At 58.2% G+C, this 12,973-nt stretch carries 11 protein-coding genes and 1 riboswitch; of the genes, 7 read left to right on the top strand and 4 right to left on the bottom strand.

Annotated elements, in window-relative coordinates; translation table 11 throughout:
- The first annotated feature begins 62 nt into the window (after window positions 1–62).
- Window positions 63–881 carry a M48 family metallopeptidase gene (locus BUC40_RS00640; protein ID WP_073261566.1) on the top strand — a complete coding sequence of 273 codons (819 nt, stop codon included), beginning with the start codon at window positions 63–65 and terminating at the stop codon, window positions 879–881.
- Between the two features lie 122 nt (window positions 882–1,003).
- Here BUC40_RS00640 and BUC40_RS00635 read toward each other — a convergent pair whose 3' ends face one another.
- The 3 genes from BUC40_RS00635 to BUC40_RS00625 all read right to left on the bottom strand — a co-directional run bounded on the left by BUC40_RS00635 (window position 1,004) and on the right by BUC40_RS00625 (window position 3,934).
- Complete coding sequence (locus BUC40_RS00635) at window positions 1,004–1,591, bottom strand: TMEM165/GDT1 family protein (protein ID WP_139272124.1); 588 nt, start codon at window positions 1,589–1,591, stop codon at window positions 1,004–1,006.
- Between the two features lie 90 nt (window positions 1,592–1,681).
- A riboswitch (yybP-ykoY riboswitch) is annotated at window positions 1,682–1,826 on the bottom strand.
- A 61-nt stretch (window positions 1,827–1,887) separates the two neighbouring features.
- Window positions 1,888–2,886, bottom strand: a complete 999-nt coding sequence (locus tag BUC40_RS00630) for a class I SAM-dependent methyltransferase (protein WP_073261562.1) — start codon at window positions 2,884–2,886, stop codon at window positions 1,888–1,890.
- An 82-nt stretch (window positions 2,887–2,968) separates the two neighbouring features.
- Window positions 2,969–3,934 (bottom strand): 2-hydroxyacid dehydrogenase, encoded by a 966-nt coding sequence (locus BUC40_RS00625; protein WP_073261560.1) that lies wholly within the window; start codon window positions 3,932–3,934, stop codon window positions 2,969–2,971.
- A 121-nt stretch (window positions 3,935–4,055) separates the two neighbouring features.
- Here BUC40_RS00625 and BUC40_RS00620 point away from each other — a divergent pair, with 121 nt between their 5' ends.
- Complete coding sequence (locus tag BUC40_RS00620; protein ID WP_073261558.1) at window positions 4,056–4,685, top strand: LysE family transporter; 630 nt, start codon at window positions 4,056–4,058, stop codon at window positions 4,683–4,685.
- 31 nt (window positions 4,686–4,716) lie between these two features.
- Here BUC40_RS00620 and BUC40_RS00615 read toward each other — a convergent pair whose 3' ends face one another.
- Window positions 4,717–5,892, bottom strand: coding sequence for a thiolase family protein (locus BUC40_RS00615; RefSeq protein WP_073261556.1), 1,176 nt, complete (start codon window positions 5,890–5,892; stop codon window positions 4,717–4,719).
- Between the two features lie 183 nt (window positions 5,893–6,075).
- On the opposite strand from BUC40_RS00615, the gene BUC40_RS00610 reads away from it, so the two are divergent.
- The 5 genes from BUC40_RS00610 (at window position 6,076) to BUC40_RS00590 (ending at window position 12,867) form a co-directional block, all read left to right on the top strand.
- The gene (locus tag BUC40_RS00610) at window positions 6,076–7,758 is read left to right on the top strand and encodes a fatty acid--CoA ligase (protein ID WP_073261554.1); all 1,683 of its coding nucleotides are present in this window, start codon (window positions 6,076–6,078) and stop codon (window positions 7,756–7,758) included.
- Between the two features lie 212 nt (window positions 7,759–7,970).
- Complete coding sequence (locus tag BUC40_RS00605; protein ID WP_073261551.1) at window positions 7,971–9,881, top strand: DUF1302 domain-containing protein; 1,911 nt, start codon at window positions 7,971–7,973, stop codon at window positions 9,879–9,881.
- A gap of 28 nt (window positions 9,882–9,909) precedes the next feature.
- Window positions 9,910–11,277, top strand: a complete 1,368-nt coding sequence (locus BUC40_RS00600; protein WP_073261549.1) for a DUF1329 domain-containing protein — start codon at window positions 9,910–9,912, stop codon at window positions 11,275–11,277.
- Window positions 11,278–11,438: 161 nt separating this feature from the next.
- On the top strand, window positions 11,439–12,083 hold the full coding sequence (locus tag BUC40_RS00595; protein ID WP_073261547.1) for an MBL fold metallo-hydrolase: 645 nt from the start codon (window positions 11,439–11,441) through the stop codon (window positions 12,081–12,083).
- 127 nt (window positions 12,084–12,210) lie between these two features.
- Complete coding sequence (locus BUC40_RS00590; protein ID WP_083593283.1) at window positions 12,211–12,867, top strand: YiaD family glycine zipper/OmpA-like lipoprotein; 657 nt, start codon at window positions 12,211–12,213, stop codon at window positions 12,865–12,867.
- Window positions 12,868–12,973 lie beyond the last annotated feature (106 nt).

Here is a 12,973-nt window from a genome sequence, read left to right as displayed (position 1 = left end):
TGCTTGCGCTGAAATACAGGCAGCCCCTAGCATACGTCGCTCAGTTCCCAGGGAGTTCCAGCATGAAATCGTCGTTGTCCATTACCACGCTGACTGCGGCTCTGCTGCTGGCAGGATGCCAAGCCGTTAACACGACCAGCGGTGGCTCGGTCGGCGTCGAGCGCAAGCAGTACATGTTCAGCGCGCTGTCGACCGATGAGGTCAACCAGATGTATGCCCAGTCTTACCAGCAGACGCTGCAGAAAGCGTCCAGCGAAGGTGTGCTGGACAAGAACAGCGCCGAGGCTAAGCGTCTGCAGCGCATCGCTGATCGCTTGATCAAGCAGGCACCGATACTCCGCCCGGATTCGGCGCAGTGGCAGTGGGAAGTCAACCTGATCAAGAGCCCAGAGCTCAACGCCAACTGTGGCCCTGGCGGCAAGATCATTTTCTATACCGGCATCATCGAAAAGCTGAAGCTCACCGACGATGAAATTGCCGCGGTAATGGGCCACGAGATTGCTCACGCCCTACGCGAGCATGGCCGTGAGGCAATGTCCAAGGCCTATGGCGTGAGTCTGGCCAAGCAGGGCGCCGCCGCGCTGCTGGGGGTAAGTTCTGACCAGATGGCGCTGGCTGACGCCGCCGTGAACTACGGCATGACGTTGCCCAACAGCCGCGGTAACGAGAACGAGGCTGACCTGATCGGTCTGGAGCTCTCTGCACGTGCGGGCTTCAACCCCAACGCGGCCGTCACCCTATGGGAAAAAATGGCCAAGGCCAGCGAGGGCTCGCCGCCAGAGTTCATGAGCACTCACCCCTCGTCGTCAAGCCGCATCGCCTCGCTGCAGGCGGCGATTCCGAAAGTCATGCCGTTGTATCAGCAGGCCAAGAAAGGCTGATCGCGAGTAAGCAGCCAGCTCCTGAACGACGTTCTCGGGAGCTGACCTTCGGGATCACCTGTTCTGCCTGCTGATTCGGTTTCCAACGCCGCCTGTATTCAGGCGGCGGTTTTATATGGCCTTCAGCTATTCAGAAAACCGCTTAGCAGCATGGCCTGATAGGCCGCATAGAGTGCCAGGGCCGCAAAGGCGACGGCTGCAATCCTGCGAATCAGCGTGAGTGGCAAGCGGTCGGCGGCGAAGTTGCCAGCCAGAACCACCGGCACGTTGGCGATCAACATGCCCAGCGTGGTACCGAGCACCACCATGATGAAGTGGGGATACTGCGCCGCGAGCATCACCGTGGCCACCTGAGTCTTGTCACCCATTTCTGCCAGAAAGAACGCGATCAGCGTGGTTAGAAATGGCCCGTAGCGCTTCAGGCTGGAGCTTTCATCGTCATCGAGCTTGTCAGGGATCAGCGTCCACAACGCCACGGCGATGAAGGAGGCGGCGAGGATCCAGCTCAGCACCGCCGGCGAGAGCAGGCCGGCGACCCAGTTGCCTACCGCGCCAGCGGCCATATGGTTGGCGAGGGTGGCGACCACCATCCCCCAGATGATTGGCCAGGGCCTGCGAAAGCGTGCGGCCAGCAATAGGGCGAGCAGTTGCGTCTTGTCGCCGATTTCCGCCAGGGCAACGATCAGGGTGGGAACGAACAGAGATTCCAGCATCAGGATTCCTAAAGGGGCGGGTAGACACGGCTATGACACGTACAGCCTTCCCGCCCCGGGTAAGGTGTTCGTGTCATAGGTCTTGTCAAACCCTGCGCGGCGTTCGAGCCGAACGGCGCAGATCCGTCTTGGCGGATCTTGGGTCGCATGCACCATGGCCTGTGGACCAAGTATGTTGATACATGCCGGGCGAGCTGGCGCTCGCGGGAGACTACTCCCCTAGGACGCGCGCATTCTGCCCAAACCGATCACGTTGGGCAAGGCCTGCGCGGCTCTGTCGCAGGCGTGTGCGATTACGCTCGAGTGGCCTGGTAAATCCGAAAGCCATCGGCGTCGGCCAGGGTGTGGCAGGTGCCGATGTGTTGCTCGATCAACGGCGGATATTTGAGGAAGCGGTTGGCCACCAGGCGTATCTGCCCACCTTTGCGCAGATGTCTGCAGGCTTGGCGCAACAAGTCTTCGCTGGCCTGGTAATGGGTGTGCACACCCTGGTGGAACGGCGGGTTACTGAGAATGGCGCTCAGCTCGCTGGGCGCTGCGGCAATGCCGTCACCGTTGATCACATTGGCCTCCAGGCCATTGGCAGCCAATGTCAGGCGGCTACTGGCGACGGCAAATGCATCGACGTCCAGCAGGGTGACCAGACTTTCTGGATAGCGACGCTTGAGCACTGCACCGAGCACACCGGCACCGCAGCCAAAATCGAGCAGATGACCGCCCGGTAGTTGCTGCAGGTGGTTGAGCAACAGTGCGCTGCCGATATCGAGCCGGCCATGGCTGAATACACCCGGTAGGGTGACTACTTCGAGCGGGCCGTCATCGAGTTGCAGGCTATAGCGCTGCGCCAGTGAGGCGAGCTCTGGGGCGGCAGGCGCCTGATCCACGCGCACCTGCCACAGCTGGCAGTGGCGTGCGCTGTCGAGCTTGCGAGGCGTGCCGTAGATCGACATCTGCTTGGCCGCACGCTCGACGCCGGCGCGCTTCTCACCGACTAGATAAAGCAGCTTGCCCGGCAGGTGCGACGCAAGGGCGTCGAGCAGGTAACCGGTCAGTTCGCGAGACTTGGGTAGAAACAGCACGGCTGTCTCGAAATCCGTTTGCGGCGGGGTGACCGCGAAATCGCTGCGCCCGGCGAAGCGTGCCTGCAACAGATTTTGGTCGCCTGCGTGCCAGCTCCAGCCGAGGGCCTCGGGCAGTTGCCCAAGCAGATCATCGGCAGGCAGCCCGGCGAGCAACGTCCGGCCACCGAACAGCTCGGCCTGACGCAGCAGCACTTCACTTCGCGGATCCATGATCTACCCCGGCAAAAGCGCGAAGGGTAGGGGCGCACGCGTTACGCTGCAAGCCTAAAGCTGCAGGCGACGCGCAGCGCCTTCAATTCACCTGGCGCTTGGGTCGGCCAGAGAGAAAGCCCGCCGCGTTTTCAGCCAGCTGCCCGACGATCCGCTGGCGCGCTTCGCGAGCCCCCCAGGCGCTGTGTGGGGTGATGATCAGGCGAGGAATGTCTGCAGCCATCAGCGGGTTACCATCCTTGGGCGGCTCCTGCGTCAGCACATCCGTGGCGGCGCCGCCAAGTTTGCCGGCACGCAGTGCATCGGCTAACGCTTGCTCATCGATCAAACCGCCACGGGCTGTGTTGATCACGAACGCGCTGGGCTTGAGCAGGTCGAGTTCGCGTGCGCCGATCAGGTTGCGGGTCTGCTCGGTCAGCGGGCAGTGCAGCGTCAATGCATCGACCTGTGGCAGCAGTTCATCGATCGGTAGGCGATCTGCCCGTGGCGGCCGGCCGGGCAGTTGGCCGTAGAGCACGCGCATACCGAATGCTTCGGCGAGCCTGGCGACGGCGCTGCCCAGCTCACCATGGCCGAGCAAGCCGAGGGTCTTGCCTTCGAGCTCGACGATCGGATGATCGAGCAGGCAGAACATCGGCGACTTTTGCCAGCAGCCATTGCGGATATCGCGCTGGTAAGCCGGCAGGCTGGTGGCCAGGGCGAGCAGTAGTGTCAGGGTGTGCTGGGCGACCGAGGGCGTGCCGTAACCCTGGCAGTTGCACACCGCGACGCCGTGCTCACGGGCGGCGGCGAGGTCGACGTTATTCGTGCCGGTGGCCGCGATCAGGATCAGTTCAAGGTCAGGGCAGGCGGCCAGCACCGATGCGTCAATGACCGCCTTGTTGCTGATCGCTACGCGTGCACCCTGCAGTCGCTCGATGAGCTGCGACGGGCTGCTCTGATCGTGCAACACCAGTTCGCTGAACTGCTCGCGCAATGGCGCCATGTCCAGATCGCCGAGGTCGAGGGAGCGATAGTCGAGAAATACCGCGCGGCCGTTTTTGCTCATCAGCTGTACCTGTCTGGGTGTCTAGTCGAGAAGTAAAATGCAGCCTATCAGATGCTGTTTAGTCGCTGCCGATTGCCTGTAGCGAGTCGGTTCGTATCAATTACTTGATCCTGGAGCTGCCATGTACTGGATGGAATTCTTCACTGTCGCCCTTATCCATCTGCTGGCCGTTGCCAGCCCGGGGCCGGACTTTGCCATCGTGGTCCGTGAAAGCGTGGCCCACGGGCGACGTGCCGGGGTGTTCTGCGCACTGGGCGTTGGCATGGGGATTTTCGTTCACGTGGCCTATTCGCTGTTGGGGATCGGCCTGATCGTTTCCCAGTCGATCATGCTGTTCAACGCCCTCAAGTGGTTGGCCGCTGCCTATCTGCTGTACATCGGCTTCAAGGCGCTGCGGGCCAAGCCAGCTGCGCCTGGTGCGGTGCAGGAGCAGGCAGCTGTGCCAGCGAGAACGCCTCGCGGTGCGTTCGTCACCGGGTTCGTCACCAACGGTCTGAACCCCAAGGCGACGTTGTTCTTCCTGTCGTTGTTCACCGTGGTGATCAACCCCCACACGCCGCTGCTCGTGCAGGGCGGTTACGGGGTTTACCTGGCGGTAGCTACGGCCCTGTGGTTTTGCCTGGTGGCGATGCTGTTCAGCCAGCAGCGCGTGCGCGATGGTTTTGCCCGCATGGGGCATTGGTTTGATCGTCTGATGGGCGTCGTGCTGGTTGGTCTTGGCATCAAGCTGGCCTTTACCGAATTGAAGTGAGTACGCGGTTGCGTACTCACTTCAGGTGAGGCTAGAGCGCCTCTATCGCGATTGCCGTTGCCTCGCCGCCGCCGATGCACAACGAGGCGATACCACGCTTGCCGCCCGTTTGGCGTAGCGCATTGATCAGCGTGACGACGATGCGCGAGCCGGTTGACCCCACCGGATGCCCCTGAGCGCAGGCGCCGCCGTAGATATTCACCTTGGCAGGGTCAAGGTTGTGCTCGCGGATGGCGAGCATGGTGACCATGGCGAACGCCTCGTTGATTTCGAACAGATCCACGTCGTCCTTTTGCCAACCAGCCTTGTTGAGGACTTTGCTGATGGCGCCGATTGGGGCGATGGTGAACTCGCTGGGATCCTGGCTCTGCGTCGAATGCGCGACGATGCGGGCCAGCGGTTGCAAGCCACGTGAGCGCGCCTGCTCTGCCGTCATCAGCAACAACGCGCTGGCGCCATCGGAAATCGAACTGGCGTTGGCGGCCGTAATGGTGCCGTCCTTGCTGAAGGCCGGTTTCAGGCCGGTGATCTTGTCTATCCTGGCGTTCAGCGGCTGTTCGTCTTCGCTAACCTGAGTGTCACCCTGGCGAGTCGTTACAGTGACGGGGACTATCTCGGCGGCCAGCACGCCTGAGGCCATGGCCTGTTGCGCGCGGCTTAGCGATTCGATGGCATAGGCGTCCATCGCTTCACGGGTGATGCCAGAGCTATCTGCGGTCTCCTGAGCGAATGAGCCCATCAAACGGCCGGTGCGCGCATCCTCCAGCCCATCGAAGAACATATGGTCCTTCACCTCTCCATGGCCCATGCGCAGCCCGCCGCGCGCCTTGGGCAGCAGGTAAGGCGCATTGGACATGCTCTCCATGCCTCCCGCGATGATGATCTCGGCGCTGCCAGCCTTGATCAGGTCATGGGCCAGCATCACCGCCTTCATGCCTGAGCCACAGAGTTTATTGATGGTGGTACAGCCCGTTGCATTCGGCAGGCCTGCCGCGAGTGACGCCTGGCGCGCGGGGCCTTGCTTGAGACCGGCGGGCAGCACACAGCCCATGATCACTTCCTGCACATCGCCCGCAGCGATGCCAGCTTGAGCCACTGCGGCACGAATCGCCGTTGCGCCAAGATCCGTTGCGCTTACCGAAGACAAGCTACCCTGAAAACCACCCATGGGCGTGCGAGCGCCGCTGACGATAACGATATCCGACATATTTCCATCCTAATCTGCAGTAAAGGGGCGAAACCGGCTCGCAGGTCATAGCGAGCAACACAATCATCCCTTTGGCTGATTGAGTGAGCGCTTGCACAGGCTAATGTTGGGCAAGTTGCCATCCCCGCTACGGTTTCGCTTCATATTCGTCGCTTTCAACAATAGTTCAGAACAGGTGAGCCCATGTTGCAGACCCGTATCATTCCCCCCGCCGCGAATGCCCACCCATACCCGTTGTTGATCAAAAGCCTGCTGCTGTCGGGCAGCCGCTACGAGAAAAATCGCGAAATCGTCTATCGCGACACCTTGCGTTACAACTACGCGACCTTCAACGAGCGGGTAGCACGATTGGCCAATGTGCTCACCCAGGCGGGTGTGAAGGCCGGTGATACCGTGGCGGTAATGGATTGGGACAGCCACCGTTACCTGGAATGCATGTTCGCGGTGCCGATGCTGGGCGCGGTGTTGCACACCATCAATATCCGCCTGTCGCCAGAGCAGATTCTCTACACGATGAACCACGCCGAAGATCGCTTCGTGCTGGTCAACAGCGATTTCGCTACGTTGTATCAGGGCATCGCGGGGCAGCTCAGCACGGTGACCGGCACGTTACTGCTGACCGACAACGCTCAGTCCGCTGTTGAGCTTCCCGGTTTGGTCGGTGAATACGAAAACCTGCTGGCAGCTGCAGAGCCGACCTATGCGTTCGCCGACTTTGACGAAAACTCCGTGGCGACCACTTTCTACACCACGGGTACTACCGGCAACCCAAAGGGCGTGTACTTCACCCATCGCCAGCTGGTGCTGCATACCCTGTCGATGGCAACCACTTTGGGCAGCCTGGACAGCATCCGTCTGATGGGCAATGACGACGTGTACATGCCGATCACGCCCATGTTCCACGTGCATGCCTGGGGCGTGCCCTACGTGGCGACGATGCTGGGCGTGAAACAGGTGTATCCAGGGCGCTACGAGCCGGAGATGCTCTGTAAGCTGATCAAGAGCGAGCAGGTGACCTTCTCCCATTGTGTACCGACCATCCTGCAGATGCTGCTCGCTGCACCTGGCGCCCAAGGGCATGACTTCAAGGGCATGAAGGTGATCATTGGTGGCAGCGCACTCAATCGCGCCGTGTATGACGCGGCCAAGGCCAAAGGTATTCAGCTGACGGCCGCGTACGGTATGTCTGAGACCTGCCCACTGATTTCCTGTGCCTATATCAACGAAGACCTACTCGCGGCAGGCGAGGAACAGCGTGCCTCCTACCGCATCAAGGCCGGCATCCCGGTGCCGATGGTGGAGGCTGCGATCATGGACAGCGAGGGCCAGCGACTGCCTGTTGATGGCGAGACCCAGGGCGAGCTAGTGCTGCGTGCGCCCTGGCTGACTCAGGGCTACTACCGTGAACCGCAAAAAGGTGAAGAGCTTTGGACCCATGGCTGGCTGCACACTGGTGACGTGGCAACGCTGGATGACATGGGCTTCATCGACATTCGCGACCGCATCAAGGATGTGATCAAGACCGGCGGCGAGTGGATTTCTTCACTTGAACTCGAAGACCTGATCAGCCGCCAATCGGCGGTGCGCGAAGTAGCCGTAGTCGGTGTGGCGGATCAGCAGTGGGGTGAGCGACCCTTTGCCTTGGTAGTCGCCAAGGAAGGGCAGCATCTCGATGCTGGGATTCTCAAGGAACACCTCAAACCATTTGTCGAGCAGGGCGTTATCAACAAGTGGGCAATTCCCTCGCAGATTGCCCTTGTTACCGAAATTCCCAAGACCAGTGTGGGCAAGCTGGACAAAAAGCGTATTCGCGTTGACCTCAAGCAGTGGCAGGAGACCGGAAGTGAGTTTTTATCGTCCCTGTAAGGCACGAATTTCAACGCCAAAAAAGTGACTGATCAGTCAAACAAGCGTTTGGCTTGCTAATTGCTGGTTTCAGGCCATTCTTGGCTTGTCACGGATGGATCTGATCTGTCTAAACCGGCGAGCCAGAGTGTCTCGGGCACTGCAAGCACCATCTGGCAAGGCTCGCTGGATCTAGTCAATCAGCCATAACAAAAACAAATGGAGTAGCGTCGATGACCAACACAACAAGGCCGTTCTGGCGTCTGGCAAAACTGCCGCTGGCCGTCAGTCTCGCATCAACTCTTGCCAGCCCGGCATTCGCAGTGAACTTCAATATTGGGGAAATCGAAGGTCAATTCGACTCGTCGCTGTCGGTGGGGGCTAGTTGGTCGACGGCTTCGCCTGACAAGGATTTGATTGGGTCGAATAACGGAGGGCGTGGACTGTCGCAAACGTCTGATGATGGGCACCTCAATTTTAAGCGTGGTGAGACGTTCTCCAAGATTTTTAAGGGTATCCATGATCTTGAATTGAAGTACGGAGATACTGGTGTTTTTGTTCGAGGCAAATACTGGTACGACTTCGAGTTAAAAGATGAAGGGCGTGAGTTTAAGGAGATTAGCGACTCTAATCGTAAAGAGGGAGCGAAATCATCCGGTGCGCAGTTGCTCGACGCTTTTGTTTATCACAATTATTCCATAGCAGATCAGCCAGGGTCTGTTCGTCTCGGTAAACAAGTTGTCAGTTGGGGTGAAAGCACCTTTTTGCAGAATAGCATCAATTCTATAAATCCTATTGATGTTGCTGCATTTCGTCGCCCAGGGGCTGAAATTAAAGAAGCGTTGATTCCTGTTAATATGTTTTATGTTTCTCAGGGGTTGACGGAAAATCTATCTGCTGAGTTTTTCTATCAGCTAGAGTGGGACCAGACAATTGTAGAGAACTGCGGTACTTTTTTCTCCCAAGCAGACATTGTTGCTGATGGATGCGATAACAATTTGAGAGTGCTTCGGCAAGCATCTTCCTTAAGCCCGGCTGCTTTGGGAGCCTTGGGGGCGTTTGGTGTAGATGCCAATGAAGAAGGCGTTCTTGTAAGGCGTGGTGGTGATAAGGATCCATCCGATAGCGGTCAATGGGGAACGGCATTTAGGTATTATTTTGCACCCCTCGATACCGAGTTTGGTGCTTATTTCATGAATTACCACAGCCGAAATCCCGTTTTTAGCGGCAGTAGCGCCACGCAGGCGCAGCTGAATGCCATTAATGCTGGGTTGCCGAATATACCCGTATTAGGTGCAAATAATCCGGCAAATTTAAGGCCTCTTGCTGTGGCAGGATCTTCTCGGTACTTTATTGAGTATCCTGAGGACATACAGCTCTATGGTTTGAGTTTTTCTACCACTTTGCCTACGGGAACAGCATGGAGCGGTGAGATAAGCTATCGCCCAAATGCTCCCGTTCAGCTTAATACCACTGATATTCTTTTTGCTGGCGTAGGTTCTTTGGGAGGGCTATTCGGTAATGCGTCTGTGTTGGACGGCGCTCCAGGCCAGGATCTGAATGGTTATCGTAGGAAGGAAATTACTCAATTCCAGACAACCTTTACACATTTCTTTGATCAGGTTATGGGGGCTAGCCGCTTTACGGTTGTTGGAGAAATAGGTGTTGTGCATGTCGGGGGGTTGGAAAGTACGTCCGAGGCTCGCTATGGTCGTGATCCCGTGTTCGGCCCTGGGCCACTACAGCCAACACAAGTTGCACCTGGAACTTTCGTAAATACGTGTGAAACGCTTAACGGATCTACACTCGGTGGCGCATCACGGAAGAACGTTTCTAAATATTGCGAAAACGATGGGTTCGTCACTAGTACCTCTTGGGGTTACCGTGCACGTGCGATTTGGGAGTATCCAGATGTATTTGCTGGTGTGAACCTCAAGCCCAATGTTGCCTGGTCTCACGATGTGAGCGGTTACGGGCCCAATGGCTTGTTCACTGAAGGCGCAAAAGCTGTGAGTTTGGGGCTGGATGCTGAGTATCAGAATACCTATACCGCCAGCCTCGCTTACACCGACTTCTTCGGTGGCAAATACAATACGCTGGTTGATCGTGACTTTCTGGCCCTCAGCTTCGGTATGAACTTCTAAGCGCCCGTATTCATAGGAAAACGCATTTATGAAAACAACAAAAAGGCTGTTGCAAACAGGCGCTCTGACATTGTCGTTGTTAGCCACCGGTGTGATGGCGGCAGTATCGGCGGACGAGGCGGCCAAGCTGGGTAATACCTTGACGCCTATCGGTGCTGAGAAGGCCGGTAATGCCGACGGCAGCATCCCGGCCTGGACCGGTGGACTGCCGGTCAATGCTGGTGCGGTGGATTCGGGTGGCTTCCTTGCTGATCCGTTCCCTAACGAGAAGCCGCTGTTCACCATCACCGCGCAGAACGTCGAGCAGTACAAGGACAAGCTGACGCCTGGCCAGTACGCGATGTTCAAGCGTTATCCGGAAACCTACCGGATGCCGGTTTACACCACCCACCGTACGGCGACGGTGCCGGATAACATCATTGCGGCTACCAAGCAGAATGCTACCAACGCCAAGCTGATTCAGGGCGGCGAGGGGCTGGAGAACTTCCAGCTGGCCAATCCGTTCCCGATTCCGAAGGACGGTCTGGAAGCGATCTGGAACCACATCACTCGCTACCGTGGCGCCAGCGTACGCCGCCACGTTGTGCAGGTGACGCCGCAGGCCAATGGCTCGTTCAGCCCCGTCAGCCTGGAAGAAGAGTTCGCCTTCCGAGCGATGATGAAGGATGCCGACACCAGTAAACCAAGCAACATTCTGTTCTATTTCAAGCAGCGGGTAACGGCGCCGTCACGTTTGGCCGGTAACGTGCTGCTGGTGCACGAAACTATCGACCAGGTAAAAGAGCCGCGCATGGCGTGGCTGTACAACGCAGGTCAGCGTCGTGTGCGTCGTGCGCCGCAGGTGTCCTACGATGGCCCGGGTACTGCAGCCGATGGCCTGCGTACTTCCGACAACCTCGACATGTACAACGGTTCACCTGATCGTTACGACTGGCAGTTGCTGGGCAAGAAGGAAATCTACATTCCTTACAACAGCTACCGTCTCGATTCGCCGAAGCTGAAGTACGCCGACATCGTCAAGGCCGGGCACCTGAACCCGGATCTGACGCGCTATGAGCTACACCGCGTCTGGCATGTGACTGCCACCCTCAAGCAGGGCGAACGTCATATCTATGCCAAGCGTGATTTCTATATCGACGAGGATACCTGGCAGGCCTCTGCCATCGACCACTACGACGGTCGCGGTACCCTGTGGCGCGTAGCTGAAGCCCACGCTCAGTACTACTACGACAAGCAAGTACCGTGGTATGCCGTCGAGGTGATCCATGATCTGCTCTCCGGCCGCTATCTGGCTCTGGGTCTGAAGAACGAAGAGAAGAAGGCCTACGAGTTCGACTACCCGGCCAAGGAAAGCGACTACACGCCGGCAGCACTGCGACAGTCTGGCGTTCGCTGATCGCAACGTAGTAACAGAAAGCCGGCCTTAGGGCCGGTTTTTTATTGCCTCTTCAATAATCGCGGTTGGGTGCTGATGCTCCGGGTAACTGGCTCGGCTGGAACGCGCTATGCCGGTTAGAATCAATGCTTCGCCTGCCATTCGCGTTACAGGAATACAGTATGGAAACCGCCAAACCCGCGTTAATCCGCGAGACCTTTCCCGTAGGCCCTCTGCAGTGCAACTGCACAATTATTGGCGACCCCGTCACTGGTAAAGCCATCGTGGTCGATCCTGGCGGCAATCCCGATCTAATCATGGCGCGCTTGGAGGCTCACGGCCTCAAGGTGGTGAGCATCATTCACACTCACGCACATCTCGATCATTTCCTGGCCTCTGGGCAGATGAAGGAAAAGACTGGCGCGACGCTGCACCTGCACAAGGACGATCAGTTCCTGTGGGACAACCTGGAGATGCAGTGCCAGATGTTCGGCGTTCCTTATACGCCGGTACCTGCGCCCGATCAGTGGCTTGCCGATGACGAGGCGCTCGCCTGTGGCTGTGGTGTGGCGCTGCACACGCCGGGGCATACGCCTGGCTCCATGAGCTTTTGGTTTCCCGAGGCCAAGCTGTTGATCGCAGGCGACACGCTGTTTCGCCGCGGCATTGGCCGTACCGACTTGTGGGGTGGTGACTACGCGACCATCGAGCGCTCCATCAAGCAGCGCCTGTATCGCCTGGATGAGGACGCCACGGTGGTGACGGGCCACGGGCCAGACACTCGCTTGGGTGACGAGATGCGCGAAAATCCATTCGTGAGAGCTTGAAAAACAAGTGCTTACAGATTTTCTGCGTCGTGATTGTTAGCCTTGGAGGGGAACTTGACTGCGTTCGCCGGCTCGAAGTCGCGAATAAAAGAATGCCTCCATCTGCAACACGACTAAGGATTACCCAATGATTAAACTCCGCTCCCTGGTTGCCGCAACGGCAGTTTTCGCTGTGTTGTCCGGCTGTACAGTCAACCCCTATACCGGTGAAAGCCAGGCAGGTAAATCCGGTATCTACGGCGGTGTAGGGGCGCTGGCTGGTGCTGCAGTCGGTGCTGCTACCTCGAGTAAGAAAGATCGCAAGAAGGGCGCATTGATCGGCGCTGCAGTAGGTGGCGCGGCAGGCGGCGGTTACGGTTATTACGTCGATACTCAAGAAGCCAAACTGCGCCAGCAGCTGCAAGGCACCGGCGTGCAGGTGCAGCGTAACGGCAATGATCTGACCCTCATAATGCCCGGCAAAATCACCTTTGCCAGCAACTCGGCGGATATCTCCAGCAGCTTCTACCCGACGCTGAATTCTTTGGTGCTGACCTTCAAGGAGTTCAACAAGAACGGCGTGAACATCGTTGGGCATACCGATAGCACCGGTTCCGCCGAGCTGAACCAGAGCCTGTCCACCCGCCGTGCCCAGAGCGTGGCCTCGTACCTGGCTGCTAATGGTGTCGACTCGTCGCGGATTTCTGCCTATGGCGCGGGCCCGAACCAGCCGATTGCCAGCAACGCCAATGAAGCAGGTCGCGCGCAGAACCGCCGCGTGGAGATCAACCTGCGGCCGCTGTGATCCTGTCCGGCCGTATTTGAAATCCTTGCCTGAAACCCCGCTTCGGCGGGGTTTTTCTTGGCTGTCGATTCGATGGTGTGGCTACCGCGCAGGCGAGAGCTAGACT

It is taken from the genome of Phytopseudomonas punonensis (assembly GCF_900142655.1).
GTDB classification, from domain to species: Bacteria; Pseudomonadota; Gammaproteobacteria; order Pseudomonadales; family Pseudomonadaceae; genus Aquipseudomonas; species Aquipseudomonas punonensis.
The sequence above is the reverse complement of the archived record's forward strand: the minus strand, read 5'-3'. Positions and strand labels throughout refer to the sequence as shown.